This window comes from Kibdelosporangium banguiense (assembly GCF_017876405.1).
GTDB lineage: Bacteria > Actinomycetota > Actinomycetes > Mycobacteriales > Pseudonocardiaceae > Kibdelosporangium > Kibdelosporangium banguiense.
On record NZ_JAGINW010000001.1, the window covers coordinates 4,957,453 to 4,982,958 of the forward strand.

Here is a 25,506-nt window from a genome sequence, read left to right on the forward strand (position 1 = left end):
CGCGCGGGGCGACCCGCGCGGGGCCCAGCCTCAAGGCGGCACACCATGATCGATTGGAATGAGGACCAGATCGCGTTGCGAGAGGGCTTGTCCGCGTGGCATGAGGCCTTCTCCGCCGATCACGTCGAGAATGACGAGGAAAGCACGTTCTCGTGGGAGAAGTGGAAGCTGGTGCGCGAGTCCGGCATCCTCAGCCTGCCGTTCGACGAGCGCTGGGGCGGCCTCGGCCAGGATCTGCTGACCACGATGTACGTCCTGGAGGGGCTTGGTGAGGGCTGCCGCGACGGCGGGCTGAACTTCTCGGTCACCACGACGATCTGCAGCGTCGGTGTTCCACTCGAACGCTTCGGTTCCGCCGCCCTGAAGGAGAAGTACCTGCCGAGGATCATCTCGGGGGACGCGATCGGCGCGCACGCCATCAGTGAACCGGCCGGCGGTTCGGACGCGCTGAAGATGCGGACCAAGGCCGAACGCGACGGTGATCACTTCATCCTCAACGGCAGCAAGACCTTTGTGAGCAACGGCCCGATCGCGGATCTGTTCATGGTCTACGCCAAGACTCACCCGGACGGCGGGCCCCTTGGTGTCACGGCGTTTCTGATCGAGCGGGACACACCGGGCTTCGAGATCGGCAACCCGATCAAGAAGATGGGCCTGCGCACCTCGCCGCTCTCGGAGCTGTTCTTCGACGAGTGCCGCGTGCCCGCGTCCCAGGTCTGCGGCCGGATCGGCGGCGGATTCCTGGTGCTGGACTACGTGATGAAGCGCGAGATCCTGTACTCGTTCATCACCAATGTCGGCGAGATGCAGAACCGGCTTGAGCGTTGCGTCGACTACGCCACCAAGCGCACCCAGTTCGGCAAGCCGATCGGCACCTACCAGGCGATCGCCAACAAGATCGTGGACATGAAGATCCGCCTCGAGACTTCGCGCAAGTGGTTGTACGACACGGCGGAGCGTCTGGTGCGGGGCGAGAACGTGACCGTTGACATGGCCATCGCGAAGCTGCTGACCAGTGAGAGCAACCTTGCCTCGAGCCTGGCGGCGGTGCAGATCTTCGGTGGCAACGGCTACATGGCCGAGTACGGGCTGGAGAAGGACGTGCGCAACGCGGTCGCGGGCACGATCTACTCGGGCACCAACGAGATTCAGTACAACCGCATCGCATCCATGCTGGGGCTGTAATGAAGACTGGATTCTCCTCGAAGGCCGACCGCAAGCTGCTCAAGGTGTGCGGGGCCACCACGAAAGCGGACGTCGAACTGCTGGCGTCCTCGGGCGCGGACCTGGTCGGACTGTGGCACGGTGTCGCCGACGGGCCCTCTGAAGTGTCAGTCGAGCAAGTCACGACGTTAGCCGAGGCGGCCAGGGCGACCGGCCGCCTGGAGCCGACACTGGTGACGTTCCTGTCCGACGTCGAGGTGCTCCGGCAGATCGTCGAACGGACTGGCATCCAATGGATCCAGCTGCACGCCTACCAGATGCCTGCGATGATCCGGGCGCTGCGGCAAGCGGTGTCCCATGAGCTGACCATCGTGAAGGTGCTGCACCTGAAGAACGGCAAGTGCCTGGAACGGCCGTTGATCAAGGCGTACGAGAACGCCGGCGTCGACGTGTTCCTGCTCGACGTCGTGACCGCGGACGGCCAGATCGGCAGCACCGGCCAACGGCTGCAGGCCGACGACGTGGCCGACCTGGTGCCGAGTTTCAACCGGCCGTTCCTGCTGGCAGGCGGGATCTCGGCGCACAACAGCGCGGACTACGCGACGGTCGCCGGGCACCCGCAGTTCCGCGGCATCGACGTGGACACCGGCGCTCGCAACCACTTCGGCCGGTTCGAGCGCAAGAACATCACCGACATCAGCCGTGGCTGGCGCACGGCACGTTATGTGGAGGTCGCGTGAGATTCGTGGACGCCCTGCTCGCCGCGGACCGCCCGGTGATCATGGAGTTGAAACGGCGGGACCCGCATGGCGGTGACCTGTTCGGCGAGAGGTCGATCCGGGAGATCGTCGCCGAGTACGAGGCCGCGGGCGCGCCGTGCATCTCTGTGGTCACCGGGCGGTGGTTCGGCGGGGCCGACTCGATGCTTCGTGAGGTCGCGTCGCTCACCGACCGCCCGGTGTTGCAGAAGGACTTCATCACCCGGCGTGACCAACTGCTGAAGGCCAAGGACCTGGGCGCCTCGGCGGTGCTGCTGACCGCCGGCCTGCTGCCGAGATCCAGCATGCCGACCCTGGTCGGTGCGAGCCTCGAGCTCGGGCTTACTCCGTTCGTGGAAGTCACCAGCGAGGCCGAGATCGACGCCCTGCCAAGTGCGGACCAGTGCGTCGTTGCCGTCAACAACAAGGACATCAAGAATAAGGAACGTGACCCGGGCGACCTGGATCGCAGCATTCGGCTGCTGCCCGCGCTCGCCGGCAGCGGGACGGTGTGCCCGGTGAGCGCGAGCGGTATCACCGAGCCCCAGGACGCGGCCCGGCTGCTTGCCGCTGGATACAAGGGTTTGCTGATCGGGACAGGTCTGCTTCGCACGACCAGTCTCGTGGATTGGTTGGACTCACTCGACAAACTACGGAACGTAAACGTGCCGTGAACCTCGTGTGGATGAAGGAACTCGGCCCGGACGGCTGCGCCGCCCGGGCCACAGCCATGTCCAAAGGAGCCTCATGAGCGACAAGACGACACTGGTGCTCGGCGGAACGGGCAAGACCGGGCGCCGTGTGGTGGCCCGGCTCGAGGCGTCGGGTGTTGCGGTGCGTGTCGGTTCCCGTACCGCGGCCCAGCCGCCGTTCGACTGGGACAAGCGGGAGACGTGGGGTCCTGTGCTCGACGGGGTCGGCAAGGTTTACGTCCTCTACTCGCCCGAGATCGGATTTCCCGGCGCCGCAGAGACGATCGGCGAGTTCGCCACGGCTGCCGTGGCCGCGGGTGTGCGGCGGATGGTGTTGCTGTCCGGGCGCGGCGACGATGTGCACGCCAATGCCAGTGAGCTCGCCATCCGGGAGAGCGGAGCCGAGTGGACCATTCTGCGGTCCGCGTGGTTCAGCCAGAACTTCAGCGAAAGCTTCATGTACGAACCGGTTCTGCACGGCCTGATCACGCTGCCGGCCGGTGACGTGGCCGAACCGTTCGTCGATGCCGAGGACATCGCCGATGTCGCAGTCGCCGCTTTGACCACGGACGACCACATCGGCAAGTCCTATGAGCTTTGCGGGCCGCGGCTGCTGACCTTCGGCGACGCGGCCGCGGAGATCGGCCAGGCGGCAGGCAAGGAGGTTCGGTACGTTTCGGCCACATTCGTCGAATATGGGCGGATGTTGCGGGAACATGGACTGCCACGTGCGTATGTCGAGATGTTCCGCACAGTCCTGGATGGACGGAACTCGCATGTGAGTGACGGCGTCCAGCAGGCGCTCGGCCGCGAGCCGAGGGATTTCAGTGAGTATGCCAAGAAGACAGCGGATTCGGGGGTTTGGACACGATGACCAGTAGTCAGCACCTGTCGACCGAGAACGGGGTGGCCGGCCTGCCGGAGCACATCCACGGGTTCGCGTTGATGCACGTGGCGATGCGGCGGGACGCACGGCGGATCGCCAAGGCGGCACCGAACATCACGCGGGCCGATGCCGGTGCGGTGGCCACCTGGTTCGACCAGGTGCTCAACGTGATCGACTGGCACCACCGCACCGAGGATGACGTGTTGTTCCCGGAACTGCGCCGCCGCGTGCCGGGATTCGCCGCCAAGGAAGAGCAGGAGCTCGCGCACGACCACCACGAGCTCGACCGGGCGATGGCCGACGTCGCGCGTTCACTGCGCGGTGACCTGGCCGCGTTGCCCGAGGCGGCGCAGAGGATGGAGAACGTCCTGCTGGAGCACCTCAAAGTCGAGGAGCCGATTGTCTTCCCGGTGTTCGTCGGCGAGTTGACGCCGCGGCAGTACCGAGGCCTGGAGGACCAGGTGTTACGCAGCGCCGGACCGGGGATGCGTGCTTTCCTGTTCCCATGGCTGTTCGACGGCATCGACCGGCGTACGGCGTCCAGGACGGCCGCGGCCATCGCCATCCCGGCGCCGGTCCGATTGGTCGGCAGCACGGTACTGACCTGGCGGTACGACCGGATGATCACACCTGTGGTGAACCTGGGAAGACGGTAGTAGGGCATTGAGGTGAACCGTCCGTCCGATCGGGGACGGTCCGGTGACCCGGCGCCCGTTCGCTGCTAGACAAAGAGTCCACACCAGAAGGAGAGCCTGAACATGCTTGCTGACCAAGGCGCAGGCCGGGTTGCGCGACCGCGCAGCAAAGCCGCCGCACCGCTGCTCTACCTGTCCACTCTCACGATCGGGCTGATGGCCGGTTTCTTCTTCGCGTTCGCGGCGCTGGTCATGCCGTCGTTCGCCAAGATCGACGACCGCTCGTTCGTGGTCGCCATGCAGAAGATCAACGACGGCGTGAACTCGGGTGCGTTCCAGTTCGCCTTCCTCGGCGCGTTCGTGTTCACCGGCGCGGCCGCGATCGTGCACCACCGGATGGGTGCCCGCAACGCCGCACGCTGGATCCTCGCCGCGCTGCTGCTGTACATCGTCGCGCTCGCGATCACCTTCGGAGGCAACATCCCCCTGAACAACAACCTCGCCGCCGCGGGCGACCCGGCTGCCATCGCCGATTTCACCGCGGTGCGGACCGCCTTCAACGAGGGCACGTGGAACGCGCTCAACGCCGCGCGAACGATTGCGTGCATGTTGTCGCTGCTAGCGCTCGTGCCGGCGATCGCGCTCGCGGGACGCGGGAAAATAACTCCCAAAACGGGCGTTTGACCTGATATCGTTCACGTGACTCGGAGTGGCCCGATCGGCAGGGAGGAAAAGGGACGATGGAACTGGTCCGAGGCGGTGTCCTGGTGGTCTCCACGATTTTGATCGGATTGACCGCCGGGTATTTCTTCGCCTACAGCAACTCGGTCATGCGCGCGCTGCGTGGGGTTGACGATCGGGCCTTCGTCAACGTCATGCAGAAAATCAACAGGGATGTCCAGAATCCGGTTTTCTTTCTGGCTTTCCTCGGCGGAGTGCTGTTCGGGATCATCGCGTTGTTCATGTTCCTCAGTCAGCCGGCCGCGGTGCTGCTGCCGGTGATCGTGAGTCTCGCGTTCAATTTCCTGATGTGCTTCGTGGTCACTGTGCGGGGCAACGTCCCGATGAACGTCCGGCTCGACCGCATGGGCCCGCCGGAACGCATCGGTGACGTCGCTGCCGTCCGGAGGGAGTTCGAAGGGGCCTGGACCAGGCTCAACCACGTCCGGGCCTGGGGTTCCACGCTCGGCTTCGGCGCCATGGTCTGGGCACTCATCGCCTACGTCAACACCTGAGCGACGGTCTTTTCCAGGCCCTCGTGAATAACTTTCCGTCGACTCGACGGAAAGTTATTCACGAGGGCCTCGTCGCGTATTGCGGGCATCTTGCGGGGGACGGCGTAAAAAGATTCATGGGAACTACCCGGCACCGGTTGGGAAGGGTTGACCATGGATCTCAGGCACTGGCTGCCACGCGCCGTGGACGTGGCCGAACGCTGGGGTGAACAGTTCGGCCCATTTCAGCCCCATGCGTCCCACCAGGTGCGTGACGACGATTTCGCCGCCGTGTTCGAGCAGTTCGGCAAGCGGCTGGAGAACAACTACCCGTTCTTCCACCCGCGGTATGCCGGGCAGATGGTGAAACCACCGCACCCGGCCGCGATCGTCGGTTATCTGACAGCCATGCAGTTCAACCCGAACAATCACGCCGAAGAAGGCGGACCCGCCACCACCGAAATGGAACGCGAGTGTGTGTCGGCCCTCGCGGACATGTTCGGGCTGCGCGAGCACATCGGTCATCTGACCACAAGCGGCACGATGGCGAATCTCGAAGCGCTGTACGTGGCCAGGCAATTGCATCCGGGCAAAGGAATCGCCTACAGCGCCGAGTGCCACTACACGCACGAGCGCATGTGCCACGTCCTGGGCATGCAGGGGCACCGGTTGCCGGTGGACGCACTTGGACGCGTCGACCTGAACGCCGTGGAGCACGCACTGCGCAGCGGCCAGGTCGGGACTGTTGTCGTCACGACCGGCACGACAGGCCTCGGCGCCGTCGACCAGGTGCACGAAGTCGTTCCGCTGGCACGGAAGTACGGCGCCCGGGTGCACGTCGACGCGGCCTATGGCGGGTTCTACAGCGTCCTTGCGCGCGCTCAGGAAACTGAAGGGCTGGATCCCCGGCCGTGGCTGGCCATCGCGGACTGTGACTCCATGGTGGTCGATCCGCACAAGCACGGGCTTCAGCCGTATGGGTGCGGTGCGATTCTCTTCGCTGATCCGAGGGTCGGCCGGCATTTGTCGCACGATTCGCCGTACACCTACTTTACGGACTCCGAGGGGCATCTCGGTGAGATCAGCCTGGAATGCTCCCGGGCCGGTGCGGCCGCCGCGGCGCTCTGGCTGACCCTGCAGCTGTTGCCGCTCACCCCGGACGGGTTCGGCCGGATCCTGGCCGCCAACCGGCGTGCGGCGCTGCGGTGGTCGGCACTGATCGAACAGTCCACAAAGGTTCGCCTTTACCAGCGGCCCGAGCTCGACATCGTGACGTATTTCCCTGCCGTACCGGAGCCCAGTTTGTCCGCTGTGGACGCCGCGTCCGACAGGTTGTTGCGCGACAGCATGACCGCGCAGCGCAATCCGGTCTACCTCAGTGTTCTGCGTACCGAGGCCGACGCGTTCCTGCGCCGGCACCCGCATACCGCGCGGGACGCGGGCTCGGCCCGTGTGATGCGCAGTGTCCTGATCAAGCCGGAGTCCGAAGGGTATCTGGAGAAGTTGCACACCCGCGTGGAAGAACTCGCCGCCGCCGCAGCCGGGCCCTACGGGCACACCGGCATCTGGTGGTAACTCCTGCGAAGGGAAAGTCCGTTGTCCCCGATCGAAGCAGCCGACCGCCAGGACGCCGACGAGGCCATCCTGGCGACGAGAGCCGACACCGAAATCCTGGCCGGCATGCTGGCCGAAGCGTTCCACAACGACGCCCTGACCAGGTGGATCACGCCTGACGAAAATCGCAGGCGCAACCAGCTGCCCGACTTCTTCAGGGTGTTCCTGGAGATCTCCCTGCGTTACGACGCCGTCTACACCAACGCCAGCAAGGACGCCGCGTTGCTGTTCCTGCCGCCTGGGGGCTGGGAGGAGACCGAGAAGCGCGGAGTCGAGCTGTCCCAACGGTTCGCCGAGATCCTCGGCGACGACGTCGAGGCGATGGCCACGATCTCGGGCCTGCAGGCAGTGCACCACCCGACCGGCCGGCTGCACTATTACGTGTCCTTCGCCGGAGTCGACCCGAACAACCAGCGCCGCGGCGCCATGTCGACCCTCCTGCAGGCCCTGATCGACCGCGCCGACGCCGAAGGCTTCGCCTGTTACACCGAAGCCAGCTCGGCCGGCGGCACATTCGCCGCGCGCAGGGCAGGCTTCGTCGAGATCGGCCACAAGATCGAGATCCCGGACGGCCCAACCCTGCGGCCGATGTGGCGGGAACCGCGATGACCGCCGGCGACCAGGTCCTCATCTGGACAACGGCCGAGGTGGACGGCGGCCAGGTGCCCGCCGAGCACCTGCCGTACGTCCGCGAGATCCTGGAATGGTCCCGGGACTATCTGGTCTCCTCCCACGAGCAACTCGGCCGGAGCGGCCCGGTTTGCCCTTACACCCAGCCATCATTGCGCAAGGGACTCTTCTACCTGGCGGCCGTCCAGACCCCGGACGTGCCCGCGGCGATCGAAGGATTGCGCTCATGGCACGGCCGCCTCACGGCAACATTGTCCGAGGACGACCAAGAGCTCCTCACAATATTGCTCGCATTGCCCCACCTCGACTACACCGATTCCACCGAGCTGGACAACCTGCAACGCGAAGCAAAGGACCACTTCGTCGCCGACGGCCTGATGATCGGCCAGTTCCACCCGGTGTGCGACGAACCTGGCCTCTGGAACGCCCAGTTCAAAGCCCTGCGCGCCCCAGTACCCCTGCTGGCCGTACGCAAACTGGTGGTCTTCGACCTGCCCTTCGTGATCGACACGGACACACACGCCGAGAGCTACCTGCAGCGCTTCGCCCCGGACATCCCCACCCGGATCCGCGACCAGCTCGTGAAGCGCGTCTCCAGCCCGTCTGAGGACCTGGCCACAGCGAAAGGGTGATCTGCCATGACCATGCCGCAAGGGATCCTGCCAGTCGTGTTGTCCGCCGGAGCCACGGCCGCGGCAAGCGTCGCCTGGGTCGTCCGGTCCAGGCGGCAGTCCATGGAAGATCTCCGTCTCAAGCCTCGCGAAACCCCCAAACGCGACTCAGTGCTCGACGACCTCCACGCGGCGGGCAGGTGGTCGAAATGATCACCCGCCTGCTGCTGATCCTGATCACCCTGGCGGCTCTCTCGGCATTCGACGTAGACATCCGCACCCTGTCGACAAACCTGCTCCCGGCAGCGGTGATAGACGCGGAGGGATGGTCCCGATGACCACACTCCCAACAATCGCAGCCTCAGTCCGCGTCCTGCCGGTAGTCCTCTTCGGCGACGTGACCGCAGTACTGATAGCCCACGCCGACCAGGACGAACACCGTTTACTACCAACAAACCCAGCCACCTCAGACCAGGCCGGGTGGTCCCGATGAGCGAGTCCTCCGCCGTGCGAACGGCCCACTCACAAGTCCTTTTGTCCACAACCCCCGCCAAACCTATTGCCCACCCCCCACCCCCGATAGACTGGGCAAGGGCCGTCCCCCCGGAGGAGGGTGGGGGCCGCGAAGAGCATTCTGTGCGGATTCTGCCGGTGGTGCTGTTCGCGGCTGTCGCGGCGGCGGTGATCGCTTGGGCGCTCAGGGCCAATGCGAGGTTCCTGCCCACTGGTTTTGTTCCGCGGCACGCGTTCGGGGCGACGAGTCATCATGCCGGGGAAGATGCTTTTGTTCCTCCTGCTCCCGTCACTGGCGATCCCGTGGTGAATTATCCGGGGCTGGCCATGCTGGCGGTGCACCTGACGGCGCTCGGCATTGTGCTCGCCGCGTGGTGCGTCCGGCGGTACTTCCGCCGGCCAGATCGGAACGTTCACAGTGTGCCCGCGCGACTTTCCTTTGCCGCACTGGGTTCGCTGGCTGCCGCGTTGGTCACGATCCCGGTCGCCGCGATTTCGCTGGGGAACGCGATCCTGTTCACCGGCACGCTGGCGGCCGCGATGACGGTGCTGCAGTACACATTCGTGCTCGTGCTCGTCGGGACTGCGCTGTTCGGCGTTCCGTAGTGAAGAAATGAGGTCAACCGATGCTCAACCGTAGAGGCACACTCAAACTCGGCGCCGCCGGAGGCGTGGCGCTGGCCCTGCCGGCGGAGCGTCTGGTGTCGGCGGCCCTCGGCAACGCGCCCACGGCGCAACCGTTCTCGGTGCCGTTGCCGATCCCGCCCGTGCTGTCCCCTGTGTACTCCGATCGCTCCACGGATTACTACGAACTCTCGGTGCGGCCAGGCGTTGCCGAGATCCTGCCAGGCGTCCAGACCAATGTGATCACGTACAACGGCAGCTTCCCGGGACCGACGATCAAAGCCAGGCGCGGCCGGGCGGTCAAAGTGGCCGTCACCAACCGCTTGCAGACACCTTCGGCCGTGCACCTGCACGGCGGGATTGTGCCGCAGGACAGCGACGGCCACCCGCTCGACGTCATCCAGCCCGGTAAGCACCGGGTCTACCACTACCCGAACGACCAGCGCGCGGCCACGCTGTGGTACCACGACCACGCGCACCACCTCGAAGCCGAGCAGATCTACAAAGGACTGTGCGGGCTGTATCTGATCGAGGATCGCAAGGACGCACCGAGCCTGCCCAAGGGCCAGTTCGACATCCCGCTGATGTTCCGGGACATTGCACTGGACGACAAGGGCCAATTGCTGTGGGCGATCTTCGACGGCCAACGGCGCAATACAGTTCTGGTCAACGGAGTGCCGCAGCCGGTGCTGAAAGTGCGCCGGCGCAAGTACCGGCTGCGCCTGGTGAACACGTCGAACGAGCGCATGTTCTCCTTCCGGCTCAGCAACGGCGGCGAGTTCGTGCAGGTCGCCACGGACGGTGGCCTGATGGCGCGGCCTGTGCGCCGCACCGAGATCTCGCTGTGGCCGGCCGAACGCGTCGAGGTCGTCGTCGACTTCAGCAAGCAGCGCGGCGGCACGAAGATCATGCTCACCAACGCCAACGGCGGTGACGTGGCGAGTACGTCGCAGATCATGCAGTTCGAGGTCATCGACGGCATTCGCCGGGACGCCCCGGACAACGACGACAGCGAAGTGCCGCCGAAGCTCAGCGTGCTGCCCGCGATCGGCGCGCCGGTGATGATGACCAGGAAAGTCGTGCTCAGCTTCGACGCCAAGAACATGGTCTTCCTGATCAACGGCAAACCATATGACCCGCACCGGATCGACTACACGGTCAAACGGGGCAGTACCGAGATCTGGGAGGTCACCAACGCCGACCCGGACCCGATCCCGCATTCGCTGCATGTGCACGTGGTGCAATTCCGGGTATTGGACCGCAATGGCAAAGCAGTTGAACCGTGGGAGGCCTACCCGAAGGACACGGTGTCGATCCCGGCAGGCGAGACGGTACGCCTGCTGATCAGGTTCGATGCCCCCTACACAGGTGTTTTCCCGTTCCACTGCCACTTCGTCGATCACTCGTCGGTCGCCATGATGGCGCAGATGAGGATCGTCGCGTGACAGGGTCCACCATGGACTAGTCTCGGGTGCATGGCGAGGTATTTCGACGTGCACCCGGACAATCCACAGCGGCGCTCGATCCTGCAGGTCGTCGACATGCTGCGCAACGACGGACTGATCGCCTACCCGACCGACTCGTGTTTCGCCCTGGGCTGTCAGCTGGGAAATCGCGACGGCATCGACCGGATCCGCCAGATCCGGCACCTGGACGACCGGCACCACTTCACTCTGGTGTGCCAGGACTTCGCGCAGCTCGGGCAGTTCGTCTACGTGGACAACGACGTCTTCCGCGCGATCAAGGCGGTCACTCCGGGCAGCTACACCTTCATCCTGCCCGCGACCAAGGAAGTCCCGCGCCGCCTGCTACACCCGAAGAAGAAGACCGTCGGTGTGCGCATTCCCGACCATTCTGTGGTCCAGGCCCTGCTCGCCGAACTCGGTGAACCCCTGCTGTCCAGCACGCTGCTGCTGCCCGACCAGGAGGAACCGATGACCCAGGGCTGGGAGATCAAGGAACGCCTCGACAACGTCATCGACGCCGTGATCGACTCCGGCGAATGCGGCACGGTCCCGACGACCGTGATCGACTTCTCCCAGGGTGAGCCCGAGATCGTTCGTGCGGGCGCGGGAGACGTCTCCCGCTTCGAATGACCGTTCATTGTGGATTAGTCCGGCTGGACGCCTGAGCTGGGCATTGTAGGCTCGATGTGTGCTCGTCGTGCGGGTGCTCGGGCCCGTGGAAGTGACGGTCGAAGGGACGCGCGTCGACCTCGGTGGGACGTTGCCGAGGCGGCTGCTGACGGCCTTGGCCGTTGCCGATGGGCAGGTAGTGCCGGATGACCGGCTCGCGGAGCTGGTCTGGGGCCGGCAGCAGCCGGCAAAGGTGAGCGCTGCGCTCCAGGTGTACGTGTCCAGGCTGCGTAAGGCGCTTGGACCGGACGGCCGGGACGTCGTGGAGCGCGACGGCATTGGCTATCGCCTCCGCGCGGAGCTGGACGCGGCTGTGTTCACCAACGCAGTCGACGAGTACCGGAAGCTGAACGACCCTGTTGAGATCATGCGTGGGCTTACCGAGGCCCTGGATCTCTGGCGGGGTGAGCCGTATGCGGATCTCGACGACGTCGATGCGGCGCGTACGAGGCTGAAAGAGCTGAGGGAAGTCGCGCTCGAGGAGCGTGCTGCGGCACGTGTGGCCAGCGGCGACGCGGCGGGCGCGGTGCCTGACCTGGAGGAGCTGGTCAGGGCGGCGCCGCTGCGTGAGCGACGGTGGGCGCTGCTGATCCTGGCTTTGTACCGCGGCGGGCGGCAGGGTGACGCGTTGGCGACGGTTCGCCGGGCGCGGCAGGTCCTGGCCGACGAGTTGGGCGTGGATCCAGGCGATGAGCTGCAGGATCTGGAACGCCAGGTACTCGCGCACGACCCGCGCCTGACCGTGCCGGAGCCAACGCGGTCGCAGCCGGGCGGACGACCGCTGACCTCGTTCCTCGGGCGTGAAGCGGAACTGAGCACAATCGCGGAGCAATTGGCCACGCAGCGGCTGGTGAGCCTGATCGGGCCTGCTGGGGTCGGCAAGACCAGGCTTGCGGTGGAGTACGTGGGCAAAGCATGGTTCGCACGGCTGGCGGACGTGCGGCAGTCGGGGGAGCTGCCGAGCGTTGTGGCTGATGCGGTCGGTCTGATCGCGGTGCAAGATGACCCGATCACTGCGACAATCCGCACGATTGCTGCGAGGTCCGGCTTGTTGGTGCTGGACAATTGCGAGCATGTCGTGGCCGCGGCGGCTGAATTGGCGATGACATTGATCGCAGGTTGTCCGCAGCTGAAGATCCTGGCGACGAGTCGTGAGCCGTTGGGCGTGGACGGCGAGGTCACGGTCGTCATCGACCCCCTGCCGCCGGCGAGCGCGGACGCGTTGCTGGTCGACCGGGTGCAGGCGATCAGGCCGGGATGGCATCCGTCGCCGGAAGAACTCGCCGACGCTCGCCGGATCAGTGCCGCGTTGGACGGACTGCCACTGGCCATCGAGCTTGCTGCCGCGCGTGCCCGGATGTTCGGGCTCAGTGAGATCGCCGAACGCCTGGACGACCGGTTTGCCCTGCTTGGGCAAGTGCCGCGTGGATCGCTGGCGGTGCACGCCACCCTGGAGGCGGCGATCGGCTGGAGCGTGGACCTGCTGTCCGAAGAGGACAGAGCGCTGCTGCTCAGACTGTGGCCGTTCGAAGGCGGGTTCTCACTGGAAGCGGCCGAACACCAGAACGGTGGCCAAGCGCTCGAGTCACTGTCCTCATTGGTCACACGATCGGTGGTGGTCGCGGACACGACCGTGATGCCGACCAGGTACCTGCTGTTGGAGAGCGTGCGCGCGTACTGCGAGTCGATCGATCCGGATCCGGCGCGGACGCGCGCGGCGCACGCCGAGTGGGTGCACGAGCTTGGCCGGCGTTGCCTCGTTGCAATGCGTGGCAAACGCGCTGACTGGTATCTGCGGGTGCTGAGCCGTGAGCTGCCGAATATCCGCGCCGGCCTCAAGCACGACCTTGAGCACGCGCCCGGCGAGGCGCTTCAGACGTTGGTCAGGCTCGGGCTGCTGTTCACGCGGACTGTGCACAAAATCGAGGCTGCGACGCTGGCACGTGACGTGCTGGCCGCGGCTTCGGACGCGCCGGCGTTCCAGCGGGCGCGAGGCATGGTGGTCTTGCTCGCGCTCACCGCAATCGGGGGTGATCGCGCTGCGGCTGGGCGGTTGCTGGCAGACGCATTCGAGGTGGCGAAGGACATTGGCGACGACGAAGACCCGCTCGACGTCAGTGAGCTCTACTACCATTTGGCGTTTTGCTCGGTCGAGATCGCCGACGTACCGAACACATTGCTCGCGACAGAACGTGCAATCCGGATAGGCATTCCCTCGATCGCACGCGCAGCAGAAACCGTGCGTGCAGCCGCATACGTCGTGCAAGCCCACGTTGAAGGTGACGTCCCCGCCATGCTCGACGCAGCCCGCGTAGCCCGACGGCTCGGCCGTGGCTTCACTGCGGGCTGGTCAAGCCTGGTGTTCGCCGAGGCCAATGCACTGGCAGGCGACGCGGCAGAGGCACTGAATGCTGTGAGGCACGCCCTCGGAGTATTCAATCGTGAACAGGACATTCCGAACGCAATCGGAGCCTTCTACTTCGCCGCCGTGGCCTTCGCACGTACAGGTCGTCCCTTCGACGCAGTACGCCTGCTCACCGCGGTGCACGAACACGCGAACCGCTTCGTTGCCCGACCACCCACGTTGCTTGTGCATGAAATCGACTGGGTCGATGAGGCACTCGCGGACGTGCTGGAACCCGCCGAGCGCGCGGTCGCCGAGGCCGAGGGCCTGCAACTGACGTGGGCCGACATGGTCGACCTGGTGATGACAGCGTAGCGACACAGACTGGCTGTGAGCAGCATGGACGTCAATCAGAGGTGGTCGTGCAAGTGATCTGTAAGCGGCGATTTTCATAGTGACCGTATGAACGTCGAGGCCAACGGGCACCAGTTCGCGTACATCAGGCGCGGGCAGGGCGAGCCGTTACTGTTGATCCAGGGGATGAGCGGCCACCACGACATGTGGGGCGACTGGTTCCTCGAGCTGCTCGAACCCCACTTCGACGTGGTCGCATATTCGCATCGAGGCATCTCGACCAGCTCCCGGGCCGACGCCCCCTTCACAATCGCGGACCTCGCCGACGACGCGGCCGGCATCATCACCGCATCGGGCTGGCAACGCGCCCACATCCTCGGAATTTCCCTCGGCGGAATGGTCGCCCAGGAGCTGGCGCTCCGCCACGCGGACTCGGTGCAAACCCTGACCATCGGTTGCAGCTGGGCAGGCGGCCCGTCAGTCGCCCTGGCGGAGACCGCGCGCCGCATGGTCGACGCAATGGCCACCCGCGACGTCGAACATGCCCTGAAGACCGGCTACGAAGCCAACCTATCTCCACGCTTCGCCGCCGACCCCACCAACTTTTCCCGCTACGCCAAGCTTTCCTTGTCCCAGCGCGTCCCCGTCCCAGTCGTCCTCATGCAATGGGACGCCGCACAGAATCACTCGGCCTACGCCCGGCTCGCCAACATTTCTGCCCCAACCCTGGTAATTCACGGCACAGCCGACGCCTGTATGCCTCACCGCAACGGCGAACACATCGCTTCCTTGATCCCAGGCTCCCGCCTCGAACTCCTCCCCGGCGTCGGACACCTCTTCTGGTGGGAACAACCCCAGCGCACTGCTGACCTCTTGCTGTCCCACACACTCCAGAATTCAAGCTGACCAGTATGGACATAAACGTCCTGATTAGAATCTCGGCCAGGTTGGTGCTGAGTATTCGCGGCCTGCCCGCTCTGTCGCCGACTCATGCGTGACTTCACCGAGATCCTTGCGACTGTCGCTTGCCTGCCGGAGTCAATGCTGTTTGCCTAGGCCTGGTTCTTGCCCCACCTGTTGATCCAGCCTTGTCGGTGAGGGCAAGTCCCCGCCCGGCAACGCGCTGGTCTTCAACTGCTCGGGACCGAACCAGGCCCGCCGGATCTTTACCGCGTCAACCGGTCTTGTGGGCGCTTCCGTGGACGTCAGTGCCTTGTCCTAATGGCTGGCGCTCTGTCCATTAGGGACTCTGGTTGGTCGTAGCCTGCTCTGGGATTGGGTGATTGTGGGGGTGGGGTCGCTGATGTGCAGGATTGCGTCGGTTTTGTCGAGGGTTTCTTGGTTGAGGGGGAAGTAGCCCTGTTGTGGGGTTGTGTCGGTGCGGGTGTTGGCGGGAGGGATTGCGGTTGCTGGGGTGAGGGCCCAGATGGGGGTGCGGCTTTGCTGGAAGCCTTCGTAGGTGTCCGGTTCGGGGGCTTGGAGGTTGAGGGTTTCGCTGCGGCCCAGGGTGCTGGCGATGAATGTGTACCGGTCGTCGAGCAGCGAGGCCAGGATGGCCCCGGCGGAGAACCAGGTGAGGGTCATGCCTGCCATGGGCATGGCGCTCCTGCTTCGTTGGAGGTGGACGTTGTGGGCGAAGACCAGGGTCGGCCCGCGCCTGGCCTCAATGGTTCGGATGTCCAGGAGGTTCTGGGCCATGAGTGCGTCTCGGGTGGCGAGCAGGCTTGAGATGCGGGCGGTCTCGTCGTCGATGCGCTGGGCTGATTGTTTGTGGTACCGCAGTAGGCCGAGGGCTGTGGTGAGGTGGGTTTTGGCCCTGAACCAGTGGGCGCGTGATGTTGCTGCGATCAGTTCCGGGGCGCGTGCGTAGAGCGAGGTGAGCATGTCGTCGGCGATTGCCCGCAGTGCTTCGGCTTGGGGTGTGGCGCCGATTGACTTGGTTGGGTCCAGGATTGCCTCGGTGCGGTTCCACTGTTCGTCGTCGCCGACGAGGCTGAGGTCCTGGTCGAGGTTCAGGTAGTCGCGGGCGTATTCGAGATAGATCCGCGGGCTGGGTGCGCTGGTGTTCTCCATCTCGGCGTCGAAGCCGTGGAAGGTCAACTGCTCTTCCGGCGGACGGTTCTCGTTGTGGTGGCGCATCCAGGTGACCAGGTGCCTGTTGGCGTCCACGGCTCCGAAGCCGGTTGAGAAGCCTTCGCTCATCACTGTGTCGAGGGTTCCCACTCCGTCTTGGACGAAGTCGTTCACGATGAGTGCCGCTGCTCGGTCGACCTCCAGGGCGATCGACCTGAAGCCGAGGCCCGCCAGTTGACTGAACAGCTCGTTGCGGACCCAGGCGAAGGCCGGCTCCTTGTGGGCCGGTTCGCCGAGTGCAAGCAGTTCGCATGACGGGGTGACGAAGTCTCGAATGTCCTGAGTCATGTGTATGAATCGTATCGTTGAAAGCTCGGTTGATACTTTTGTGGCGCTGGCCTCTCGGCAGTGCTGTAAAGTCTCAAACCGATGATCACCCTGCGGCCGGCTGACCTCGCGCGTGAGCACGGCCTCTCGACCCAGGCGGTCCGTAACTACGAGCGGGACGGGTTCATCCCGCCCGCGGAGCGCACTCAGAGCGGTTACCGGATTTACACCGAGGTGCACGCGGCAGCGCTCCGCGCCTATCTGGCGCTCATTGCGGCATATGGGCACTCAATCGGCGGGCAGATCATGACTGCGATCCACCGGGGCGCACTCGAGGATGCACTTCGGAGCATTGCTTTTGGGCACAACCAATTGCTCCGAGATCAGGACACTCTCGATGCGGTGCGCACGGCGGTCAATCACCTGGCAATGGAGTCCACTGTGGCTCCAGATCGGCCGATTGCCCGGAGTGTCGGTGAACTCGCACGTCAGCTCCGGGTCACCCCGGCGACCCTGCGTTCCTGGGAGGATGTCGGCATTCTCGTCCCAGTGCGGGACCCGGTCACCGGATATCGCGTCTTCCAAGCGAGCGACATCCGCGATGCCGAGCTCGCCCATCTCCTCAGGCGCGGGGGCTATCCATTGGACCGCATATCCACCGTGGTTCAACAGATTCGGACAGCCGGCGGCACGGAAACCCTGTCCAGGGCTCTTGATGACTGGCGGCGGAAGCTGACCACGCAGGGCCTGGCCATGCTCGACTCGGCGGTGCACCTCAGCCGCTATCTGGGCCTGATCGACCTGCTGGACTAGGCTCATCAGGGTGACGGATGGTGAGCTGATCGTGGAGTTCGCCCTGGTCCGCCTGGATTATCCAGAGCTGGACCTGGAAGAGGCCGCCGCACTCGTGGTCCGCCGGATGGGCCCGGACCGCATGCTCGAGTTCGCCTCCGACAACCTCGCCACCCGCGGGGAGTTGCGTGGCGCGGTCTTTCCCTCTGCTGTGGAGCACGTGATGCGCGTGGTCTTGACGCTGCGTGGCCCCGCCGACTGATCAGTGCCTGCCGCTCGTACTTCTGGCTGATCTGAAGTGCCACATGCTCTCGTACCATGAGTTGGTGTACGACCCCGTTCATGACAAGCCGCGCCCCCGGATGTGGTGGGACTGGGTGCTGGCTGGGCTGATCATGGCCGCCGCGGTGCTTGAGGGCACGCTGCGAGCCGGCATTCCGTCGCCGGTTGTGTCCGTGATCGTGGCTGTGGGGCTGGCGCCCACGGTGTTGTGGCGCCGGACCAGGCCGTTGTTGATGGTCGGGATCGCGTTCGGGGTCTGCATGGTGGTGCCGCTGGTGCTGGGTGCCGAGTCGGACCTGAACACGATGGTGTTCCTGTTGCTGCTGGTGTACTCGTTGTTCCGGTGGGGGTCCGGGCGCGACACCACGATCGGCGCCGGGATCATCGTGGCCAAACTGGGAATCTCGACGGCCACCGGCCATATGAGCCTGGTCGAGCTCGGTGGCGGATTCGTCATCCTGTTCTCGGTCAGTGCGGTGGGGGCGGCGTTGCGGTTCCGCGCCAAAGCCCGGATGCGTGAGCTTGACCAGGTCAAACTGCTCGAACGGGAGCGGCTCGCGCGCGACCTGCACGACACGGTCGCGCATCACGTCTCGGCGATGGCGATCCGGGCCGGGGCGGGTCTCGCGGCCGCGGAGACGAGTCCGGACGCGGCGACCGAGGCACTCTCCGTGATCGAGTCCGAAGCGTCGCTGGCCCTGACCGAGATGCGCACGATGGTCCGTGTTCTGCGCCAGAACGAGCCGGCGGAGCTCGCGCCCAGTCCGCGTATCGGTGACCTCGAGGATCTGGTGCGATCGGGGCCTGGGCCGAAGGTCGACGTCGAGATCACCGGCCCCATCGACGACCTCCCGCCATCGGTCGCGACAGCGATCTACCGCCTCGCCCAGGAGTCGGTCACCAACGCGAGGAGACATGCGCACCGCGCGACTCGGATCGAAGTCCGTGTCAAAGCCGACGAAACATCGGTGCAATTGCGGGTCACCGACGACGGCGACGCCAGCCCAGCCACATCGCCTGGTCACGGGCTCGTCGGCATGATGGAACGCGCCGATCTGCTTGGCGGTACGTGTGAAGCCGGGCCGAATGCCGACCGCGGCTGGACTGTGACGGCCGTATTGCCCCGATCGGGAGCCGCGAGATGACGATCCGGGTGGTCGTCGCCGACGACCAGGAGATTGCCCGGACCGGGTTGACGATGATCCTCAACGCGCAACCGGACATCGAGGTCGTCGGTGAGGCCGCGGACGGTCGGCAGGCGATAGCACTCGCGCAACGCCTGCGCCCGGACGTGTGCCTGTTCGACATCCGGATGCCCGGGGTCGACGGCATCGAAGCCACTCGCACGCTGGCCGGACCGGCCGTCGCCGATCCGCTCGCCGTCGTCGTGATCACCACCTTCGACCTTGATGACTACGTCTACGCAGCGCTACGTGCAGGCGCGCGCGGGTTCCTGCTCAAGGACTCCGGCCGCGCAATGCTCGTCGAGGCGGTCCATGCCGCGGCGAAGGGCGATGCACTTATTGCACCGAGTATTACTGCGCGGTTGCTCGGAGCATTTGCCACGACAGGGCCCGCATCACCGCCGGTGCAACCCATCGATGTGCTCACCGATCGGGAGGAACAGATCCTCGTCGCGGTGGCAGGCGGTCGGACCAATGCCGAGATCAGTGACGAGTTCCACATCACGCTCAGCACCGTCAAGACTCACATTGCCAGCCTGATGACCAAACTGGGCGCACGCAATCGCGTCGAGATCGCCATGTGGGCGTACGAGACCAATCGCGTGCGGAACGCATTCCGGCACAGGTAGCCGAAAGTACGACCTCGCCGCCGGACTATCGGGTGGTTCGGCTCAGGCCCAACTTCCGATGAGACGCCGGGCTTGCGGCGGCACGATCTGCCTATGACAAAGGCAATCGCCCGGGCCAGACCGAGATGGCGCGTGCCCGCCGCGTTGATCCTGCTCAGTGTCGTGCCGATGATCGGCGGTGCAATGCGGCTGGCCGATCTCGGTGGCGGCGGGCCGGTCACGGCGGACAACGCGAGGTTCTTCGAAGCGCCCGTGCCAGTGGTGCTGCACATCTTCTCTGCCAGTGTGTACTGCGTCCTGGGAGCACTGCAGTTCGCTCCGCTCCGGCGGACGTGGCACCGTAACGCCGGGCGAGTCGTAGTCCCTTGTGGACTGACTCTGGCGCTGAGCGGGCTGTGGATGACCCTGTTCTACGAGAGCCCGGACGGGGTTGTACTCGCCGGCTTCCGGCTTGTGTTCGGCACAGCCATGGTGCTGTCGCTCGTGCTGGGCTTCACCGCGATCCGGCAGCGGGACATCCTGCGGCATCGCGCCTGGATGATCCGCGGGTACGCCATCGGCATCGCAGCGGGCACGCAGGCGCTGCTCCATGTGCTGTGGATCCCGTTCTTCGGCACACCGACCGGCTTGACCAGTGAACTCCTGATCGGGTCCGGCTGGGTGATCAACCTTCTCGTGGCCGAACGGGCCATTCGTTCCAAGGAGATCCGATGAAGGCAATCGTTCAAGACCGCTACGGCTCAACCAGCACTCTCAAGTTCAGCGAAGTCGACAGTCCGACGCCTCGGAGCAATGAGGTGCTCGTGAGAGTGCATGCAGCCGCACTCAACGCGTACGACTGGCACGCCATGCGAGGCGACCCGTACATGGCGCGCTTGGTATTCGGCTTAGGCGGCCCCAAAAGGAAAATCAGGGGCAGGGACTTCGCTGGTCAGGTCGAAGCTGTTGGCAGCGCGGTGACCTCGTTGCGCCCTGGCGACGAGGTGTACGGCGACCTCGGTGACGCCAACGGAGCGTTCGCCGAGTATGTGTGCGTCCCAGCCGACAGCGTGGACCTGAAGCCCGCCAACCTGACCTTCGAACAGGCGGCCGCAGTGCCGCTTGCCGCGATCACCGCCTTGACAGGACTGCGCGATGTGAACGTGGGAGAACGCGTTCTGATCAACGGTGCGTCAGGCGGTGTCGGAACATTCGCGGTGCAAATCGCGAAGGCGTTCGGTGCACATGTGACCGCGGTGTGCAGCAAGAGGAACGCCGACCTGGTCAGTTCACTCGGTGCGGACCGCGTGGTCGATTACACGCAGGAGGACTTTGCTCGCACCGAGGATTGCTACGACATTGTGTTCGACCTGGTGGGCAATCGCTCGCTGACTGACCTGCGAAGCGTACTGACGCCCAAAGGCACGCTCTTGCTGTGCGGCGGAGGCATATACGAGGGCGGTAGCCTGTTCGGGCCGATGCGCCTCGTCATCAAAGCCCGGTTTGTATCACCCTTTGTCCGGCACCGGTTGCGTCTGGTCATGGCCGAGGCGAGTACGGAGAACCGGACAGCGCTGCGAGAGCTCCTCGAATTGGGGAAGGTCAAGCCCGTCGTCGACCGGACCTACCAGCTGGCCGAGACCGCCGAGGCCCTCCGGTATCTCGAGGAGGACCATGCCCGGGCGAAGGTCGTCATCACCGTGGCCTAGTCACCCTGCGTGACTGGAAAAGCCCGGGAACTAAGGTCGGGGTCTGAACGACCAGTTGACCGACCATCGGTATCGGGACACGAAGGGCCACCCTCATGTTCGTCAGGCGTATGTCCGCCGCTCTGTTGATCGCCGGGACGGTCCTGCTCGCGGGCGGGGTGCCTGCGCTCGCGCACACTGCGCTCAAGAGCAGCACCCCCGCCAAAGGCTCTTCGATCGCCTCCGCACCGCCGGAGATCGTGCTGACATTCAGCGAGCCGGTGCAGGTCGAAGCGGGTGCGATCACGGTCACTGGACCCGGCGGAGTCCAGTGGACCGTGGGTCCGGCGTCCGTCGCCGGTGCCGTTGTCACGGCCCCTGCGACGCCTGCGGGACCCGCCGGTCAATACACCATCAATTATCGCGTCATTTCCGAAGACGGCGATCCGGTCCGTGGAACTGTTCCGTTCGCGCTCACTGCCGCAGTTCCTGTCGCCACCTCCACGACATCGTCACCCACCGCCGTGACAACCACGACGACAACCCCACCGACCACTACGGTCACCGCGCCGCCACCTGCGACGACCCAGCAGACAACCCCTACTGCCCAGCAGACCGGGGACAGCGGCGGAATTCCGGCGTGGGTATGGATCGTCGGTGCGATAATCGTTGTGGGTGCGGGAGTTTTCGCTGGTATGCGAATGAGCAAGGGTAAATCTCCGCAGGATTCCTGACGGTCCGGGGAAACAGGGGGTGAGGTCTTCACAAATCAGGCCACACCACCTCATTTCCTGCGCGTGGGCGGCTCACTGGTGTGGGCCGCCCCGGACTGCGAATCTGGTTGTCGTGTGCGGGTCACCAGGCACGCTGTGACGACTGGAGGTCGTAGAGGTGACCAACTTCGCTGTCAGCCTCCCGCGGGAAGATTTCGAGTGTCTCGACGCGAACACGAGCGCGGGACCAGTGGTCAGGGTCGCGGTCAGGGCATTGCGCGTCGCGGGATCGCCCCGGATCGCGGGTGAGAACTTGGAGCATGTCCGGGCATTGGCCGACACCCCGGACGAACTGCCGCCGATCATTGTGCACCGCGACACGATGCGGGTCATCGACGGCGTGCACCGATTGCGAGCGGCCAAACTCCGTAATCAGCATGACATCGCTGTCCGGTTCTTCGACGGCGACGAGGCGGACGCGTTCGTGCTCGCGGTGCGGACGAACGTGTCGCACGGCCTGCCGCTGTCCCTGGCCGAGCGCAAAGCGGCCGCGAACAGCATTGTCACCACGCATCCGCACTGGTCGGACCGGCTGATCGCGTCGGTGACGGGGCTGTCGGCCAAGACCATCGGCGAGGTCCGGCGCAACAACAAGGTGCCACAGCCGGAAAGCCGCGTCGGTCAGGACGGCCGGGTGCGGCCGATCAACAGTCTGGAGAAGCGCAGGCTCGCCAGTACGTTGATGCGGGAGGACCCGAACCTGTCGTTGCGGCAGGTCGCCAAGGCGGCTGGGATCTCACCGGAGACCGCGCGGGCGGTTCGTGCACGGTTACAGCGCGGTGAGGACCCGACTGTGCGAAAGCGCGTTGGGTCAAGGAAAGTCGAGGATAAGCGGCAGCAGCAACAAGTGCGGACGCCACCGCCGTTGCCCATGCCCGACCGGATCACTGTGATGCGGTATCTGCGAACCGATCCGACGCTTCGCTTCTCCGAGACCGGGCGCACACTGCTGCGGCTGCTGGACGTGCACTCGATGAGCAACGACCGGTGGGCGACGATGGTGCGCAATGTGCCGCCCCATGCCCGGGAGACGATCGCCCAAGCGGCCCTGGAATGTGCGCGGGTCTGGCGCACAGTCGCGGAACAACTGGAACGAAACAGTTACGGCGCGCACTGAGTAGGAGATGCTGACAATGGTGGGTATTCCCGCGATCGCGCCGTACCCGCTGCCGGCCCTGGCCGACCTGCCGGGCAACGTGGCGAACTGGGTCGCCGACCCCGATCGCGCGGTTCTGCTGATCCACGACATGCAACGCTATTTCGTCCGGCCGTTCCCGCACAGCATCGCCGGTGAACTGGTCGCGAACATCGCTCAGCTGCTGGACCAGTGCCGGTCACTGGACGTCCCGGTGGCCTACACCGCCCAGCCGGGCGGGATGACCGAGCAGGAACGTGGTCTGCTCAAGGACTTCTGGGGACCAGGAATGCGGGTCGACCCCGCCGACCGCGAAGTGGTCGACCCGCTCACGCCGCATCCGGCGGACTGGATTTTCACCAAGTGGCGCTACAGCGCCTTCCACCGTTCCGATCTGCTCGCCAGGATGCGCGAGCGGCAACGTGACCAGCTGATCATCTGCGGTGTCTACGCGCATGTCGGGATTCTGATGACCGCGGTGGACGCGTTCACCAACGATATTCAGCCTTTTGTGGTCGCTGACGCGGTTGCCGACTTCACCGCGGACTACCACCGGCTTGCCGTGCAGTATGCCGCCGAGCGGTGCGCGGTCGTGGTGACGACCAAGGAGCTCCTGTGGACCTCCTAGACCGCGTGCTGGCCGCTGAGCCGCCGCCGTTCGCCTTGCTGCACCGGCCGACCACGATCGGTCACGACCGGTTGGACGTCCTGGTCGGCGAGGTGTCCACACCGGACACGCTGGCGGAGATCCCGCTGGCCGAGCAATCCGAGCCAGGGCAGGAAGTCCTGGTGATCGTGCCGTACCGGCAGCTCGCCGAACGGGGGTTCGGCTGTGTGCAGGACGGCTCGCCGCTGATCGCCATGCGCGTGACCGAACAGGCCGTGCTGCCGGTCCATGAAGTCCTCGCCCGGATTCCGGTTGTGCCGATCAAGCTGACCGGCGGGCATTTCGACGTCGACGACGACACGTACGCCGGCACCGTGCAGAAGATCATCACCGACGAGATCGGCACGGGTGCGGGCGCGAACTTCGTGATCAAACGGACGTATCTGGCCGATATCACCAGTTACCGCGCGGCCAGTGCGTTGACGTTCTTCCGCAGGCTGTGTGAGCGTGAATCGGGGGCTTACTGGACTTTCATCGTCCACACCGGAACGCACACTTTCATCGGTGCCACGCCGGAAAGGCATGTCAGCCTGCATGACGGCATCGCGGTGATGAACCCGATCAGTGGGACGTACCGCTATCCGTCGACCGGGCCGACCCTGGCCGGCCTGATGGAATTCCTTGGCGACGGCAAGGAGAACGACGAGCTGCACATGGTCGTCGACGAGGAGCTCAAGATGATGGCCCGGATCTGCGACGAGGGCGGTCGCGTGGTGGGCCCGTATCTCAAGGAGATGGCGCGGCTCGCGCACACCGAGTACTTCATCGAGGGACGGTCCACACGCGACCCACGGCAGATCCTGTGGGAGACCATGTTCGCGCCGACCGTAACCGGGAGCCCGCTGGAGAGCGCGTGCCGCGTGATCGCGAAGTACGAGCCGAACGGCCGCGGCTACTACAGCGGTGTGATGGCGTTGATCGGCCGCAATCCCGGTGGTTCCCGGGCAATGGACTCGGCGATCATGATCCGGACCGCGGACATCGAGGACACCGGCCGCGTCAAGATCAGCGTCGGCGCGACCTTGGTCCGGCATTCCAACCCGGTGTCCGAAGTGGATGAAACTCGCGCCAAGGCGGCAGGCCTGCTGGCAGCATTCGATGTGGGCAAGCGCAACCAGTTCAGTGACGACCCGGATGTCAAGGCCGCGCTCGGCCGTCGGACCGTCGGCCTGGCGGACTTCTGGCTGGCAGGCACCTCCACGGCACTGCCTGACCCAAGCCTGCATGGGCTGGAGGTTCTGGTTGTGGACGCCGAGGACACGTTCACCGCGATGATCGCGCACCAGCTTCGTTCGCTGGGGCTGGTCGTACGCGTCAAACGGTTTGACGAACAGTACACATGGGACGATGTCGACCTGGTGGTGATGGGCCCTGGGCCGGGCGACCCGAACGACGTGGAACACCCACGGATCGCACACCTGCATTCGGCGATCGCCGCACTGCTGGCCGAACGCCGGAGGTTCGTCGCGGTCTGTCTGAGCCACCAGGTTCTGAGCCGGTCCCTGGGGCTCGAAGTCAAGCGCTGCAAGGTATCCAATCAAGGGACGCAACGCGAGATCGACCTGTTCGGCGACCGCGAGACCGTCGGCTTCTACAACGCCTTCGCCGCGCACAATCACGACGACAAGATCGACTGCCCGGGTACCGGCCTGGTCGAGGTCAGTCGTGAGCCCGGTACAGGCGAGGTCAATGCATTGCGCGGACCGCATTTCTCCTCGATGCAATTCCACGCCGAGTCGGTGCTCACCCTGGACGGCCCGCGCATTCTGGCCACCCGGATCAAGGAGGTGCTTCAGCTTTGAA

At 65.2% G+C, this 25,506-nt stretch carries 28 protein-coding genes; 27 read left to right on the plus strand and 1 reads right to left on the minus strand.

Annotation, left to right across the window (positions count from 1 at the left end; translation table 11 throughout):
• Positions 1-45 precede the first annotated feature (45 nt).
• From JOF56_RS23480 to JOF56_RS23555, 17 genes are all read left to right on the plus strand, one after another.
• Positions 46-1,185 carry an acyl-CoA dehydrogenase family protein gene (locus JOF56_RS23480; protein WP_209641621.1) on the plus strand — a complete coding sequence of 380 codons (1,140 nt, stop codon included), beginning with the start codon at positions 46-48 and terminating at the stop codon, positions 1,183-1,185.
• The gene (locus tag JOF56_RS23485; protein ID WP_209641623.1) at positions 1,185-1,904 is read left to right on the plus strand and encodes a phosphoribosylanthranilate isomerase; all 720 of its coding nucleotides are present in this window, start codon (positions 1,185-1,187) and stop codon (positions 1,902-1,904) included. The genes JOF56_RS23480 and JOF56_RS23485 overlap by 1 nt, the downstream gene beginning before the upstream one ends.
• On the plus strand, positions 1,901-2,596 hold the full coding sequence (locus JOF56_RS23490) for a beta/alpha barrel domain-containing protein (protein ID WP_209641625.1): 696 nt from the start codon (positions 1,901-1,903) through the stop codon (positions 2,594-2,596). Before JOF56_RS23485 ends, JOF56_RS23490 begins: the two co-directional genes overlap by 4 nt.
• Positions 2,597-2,669: 73 nt before the next feature.
• Complete coding sequence (locus JOF56_RS23495) at positions 2,670-3,488, plus strand: NAD(P)H-binding protein (RefSeq protein WP_209641626.1); 819 nt, start codon at positions 2,670-2,672, stop codon at positions 3,486-3,488.
• Positions 3,485-4,156 (plus strand): hemerythrin domain-containing protein, encoded by a 672-nt coding sequence (locus JOF56_RS23500; RefSeq protein ID WP_209641628.1) that lies wholly within the window; start codon positions 3,485-3,487, stop codon positions 4,154-4,156. Before JOF56_RS23495 ends, JOF56_RS23500 begins: the two co-directional genes overlap by 4 nt.
• Positions 4,157-4,258: 102 nt before the next feature.
• Entirely contained in the window at positions 4,259-4,819 is a 561-nt protein-coding gene (locus JOF56_RS23505; RefSeq protein ID WP_209641630.1) for an anthrone oxygenase family protein, read from the plus strand.
• 56 nt (positions 4,820-4,875) lie between these two features.
• A complete protein-coding gene (locus JOF56_RS23510; RefSeq protein ID WP_209641632.1) occupies positions 4,876-5,370 on the plus strand; it encodes an anthrone oxygenase family protein in 495 nt (164 codons plus the stop codon).
• 153 nt (positions 5,371-5,523) lie between these two features.
• Complete coding sequence (locus JOF56_RS23515; RefSeq protein WP_209641634.1) at positions 5,524-6,924, plus strand: pyridoxal phosphate-dependent decarboxylase family protein; 1,401 nt, start codon at positions 5,524-5,526, stop codon at positions 6,922-6,924.
• 21 nt (positions 6,925-6,945) lie between these two features.
• Positions 6,946-7,572 carry a GNAT family N-acetyltransferase gene (locus JOF56_RS23520; RefSeq protein ID WP_209641635.1) on the plus strand — a complete coding sequence of 209 codons (627 nt, stop codon included), beginning with the start codon at positions 6,946-6,948 and terminating at the stop codon, positions 7,570-7,572.
• Complete coding sequence (locus JOF56_RS23525) at positions 7,569-8,225, plus strand: DUF6875 domain-containing protein (RefSeq protein WP_209641637.1); 657 nt, start codon at positions 7,569-7,571, stop codon at positions 8,223-8,225. Before JOF56_RS23520 ends, JOF56_RS23525 begins: the two co-directional genes overlap by 4 nt.
• Before the next feature lie 6 nt (positions 8,226-8,231).
• A complete protein-coding gene (locus JOF56_RS23530; protein ID WP_209641639.1) occupies positions 8,232-8,417 on the plus strand; it encodes a hypothetical protein in 186 nt (61 codons plus the stop codon).
• Positions 8,414-8,542 carry a hypothetical protein gene (locus JOF56_RS59555; RefSeq protein WP_281065471.1) on the plus strand — a complete coding sequence of 43 codons (129 nt, stop codon included), beginning with the start codon at positions 8,414-8,416 and terminating at the stop codon, positions 8,540-8,542. Before JOF56_RS23530 ends, JOF56_RS59555 begins: the two co-directional genes overlap by 4 nt.
• A 298-nt stretch (positions 8,543-8,840) precedes the next feature.
• Positions 8,841-9,323, plus strand: a complete 483-nt coding sequence (locus JOF56_RS23535; protein ID WP_209641641.1) for a hypothetical protein — start codon at positions 8,841-8,843, stop codon at positions 9,321-9,323.
• Between the two features lie 20 nt (positions 9,324-9,343).
• The gene (locus JOF56_RS23540) at positions 9,344-10,786 is read left to right on the plus strand and encodes a multicopper oxidase family protein (protein WP_209641644.1); all 1,443 of its coding nucleotides are present in this window, start codon (positions 9,344-9,346) and stop codon (positions 10,784-10,786) included.
• A 30-nt stretch (positions 10,787-10,816) separates the two neighbouring features.
• Complete coding sequence (locus JOF56_RS23545) at positions 10,817-11,437, plus strand: L-threonylcarbamoyladenylate synthase (protein WP_209641646.1); 621 nt, start codon at positions 10,817-10,819, stop codon at positions 11,435-11,437.
• Between the two features lie 58 nt (positions 11,438-11,495).
• Positions 11,496-14,195, plus strand: a complete 2,700-nt coding sequence (locus tag JOF56_RS23550) for an AfsR/SARP family transcriptional regulator (protein WP_209641648.1) — start codon at positions 11,496-11,498, stop codon at positions 14,193-14,195.
• Positions 14,196-14,282: 87 nt separating this feature from the next.
• Positions 14,283-15,080 (plus strand): alpha/beta fold hydrolase, encoded by a 798-nt coding sequence (locus tag JOF56_RS23555; protein ID WP_209641650.1) that lies wholly within the window; start codon positions 14,283-14,285, stop codon positions 15,078-15,080.
• A gap of 312 nt (positions 15,081-15,392) precedes the next feature.
• Here the strand turns inward: JOF56_RS23555 and JOF56_RS23560 are convergent, their stop codons facing one another.
• Positions 15,393-16,595: an erythromycin esterase family protein gene (locus tag JOF56_RS23560; protein WP_209641652.1), complete on the minus strand. Its 1,203-nt coding sequence runs from the start codon at positions 16,593-16,595 to the stop codon at positions 15,393-15,395.
• Between the two features lie 81 nt (positions 16,596-16,676).
• Here JOF56_RS23560 and JOF56_RS23565 point away from each other — a divergent pair, with 81 nt between their 5' ends.
• The 10 genes from JOF56_RS23565 (at position 16,677) to JOF56_RS23610 (ending at position 25,505) form a co-directional block, all read left to right on the plus strand.
• Entirely contained in the window at positions 16,677-17,387 is a 711-nt protein-coding gene (locus JOF56_RS23565; protein ID WP_209641654.1) for a TioE family transcriptional regulator, read from the plus strand.
• Positions 17,388-17,397: 10 nt separating this feature from the next.
• Positions 17,398-17,628 (plus strand): hypothetical protein, encoded by a 231-nt coding sequence (locus JOF56_RS23570; RefSeq protein ID WP_209641656.1) that lies wholly within the window; start codon positions 17,398-17,400, stop codon positions 17,626-17,628.
• Between the two features lie 64 nt (positions 17,629-17,692).
• Positions 17,693-18,793 (plus strand): sensor histidine kinase, encoded by a 1,101-nt coding sequence (locus tag JOF56_RS23575; RefSeq protein ID WP_307855224.1) that lies wholly within the window; start codon positions 17,693-17,695, stop codon positions 18,791-18,793.
• Positions 18,790-19,461 (plus strand): response regulator, encoded by a 672-nt coding sequence (locus JOF56_RS23580; RefSeq protein ID WP_209641660.1) that lies wholly within the window; start codon positions 18,790-18,792, stop codon positions 19,459-19,461. Before JOF56_RS23575 ends, JOF56_RS23580 begins: the two co-directional genes overlap by 4 nt.
• Positions 19,462-19,554: 93 nt before the next feature.
• Positions 19,555-20,175 (plus strand): DUF2306 domain-containing protein, encoded by a 621-nt coding sequence (locus JOF56_RS23585; RefSeq protein WP_209641661.1) that lies wholly within the window; start codon positions 19,555-19,557, stop codon positions 20,173-20,175.
• Positions 20,172-21,149, plus strand: coding sequence for an NAD(P)-dependent alcohol dehydrogenase (locus tag JOF56_RS23590; RefSeq protein WP_209641663.1), 978 nt, complete (start codon positions 20,172-20,174; stop codon positions 21,147-21,149). Before JOF56_RS23585 ends, JOF56_RS23590 begins: the two co-directional genes overlap by 4 nt.
• A 95-nt stretch (positions 21,150-21,244) precedes the next feature.
• Positions 21,245-21,862, plus strand: a complete 618-nt coding sequence (locus JOF56_RS23595; RefSeq protein WP_209641665.1) for a copper resistance CopC family protein — start codon at positions 21,245-21,247, stop codon at positions 21,860-21,862.
• A 157-nt stretch (positions 21,863-22,019) separates the two neighbouring features.
• Positions 22,020-23,018, plus strand: coding sequence for a ParB/RepB/Spo0J family partition protein (locus JOF56_RS23600; protein ID WP_209641668.1), 999 nt, complete (start codon positions 22,020-22,022; stop codon positions 23,016-23,018).
• Positions 23,019-23,025: 7 nt separating this feature from the next.
• The gene (locus JOF56_RS23605) at positions 23,026-23,664 is read left to right on the plus strand and encodes an isochorismatase family protein (RefSeq protein WP_281065472.1); all 639 of its coding nucleotides are present in this window, start codon (positions 23,026-23,028) and stop codon (positions 23,662-23,664) included.
• A complete protein-coding gene (locus JOF56_RS23610; RefSeq protein WP_209641669.1) occupies positions 23,652-25,505 on the plus strand; it encodes an anthranilate synthase family protein in 1,854 nt (617 codons plus the stop codon). Before JOF56_RS23605 ends, JOF56_RS23610 begins: the two co-directional genes overlap by 13 nt.
• The last annotated feature ends 1 nt before the right edge of the window (position 25,506 follow it).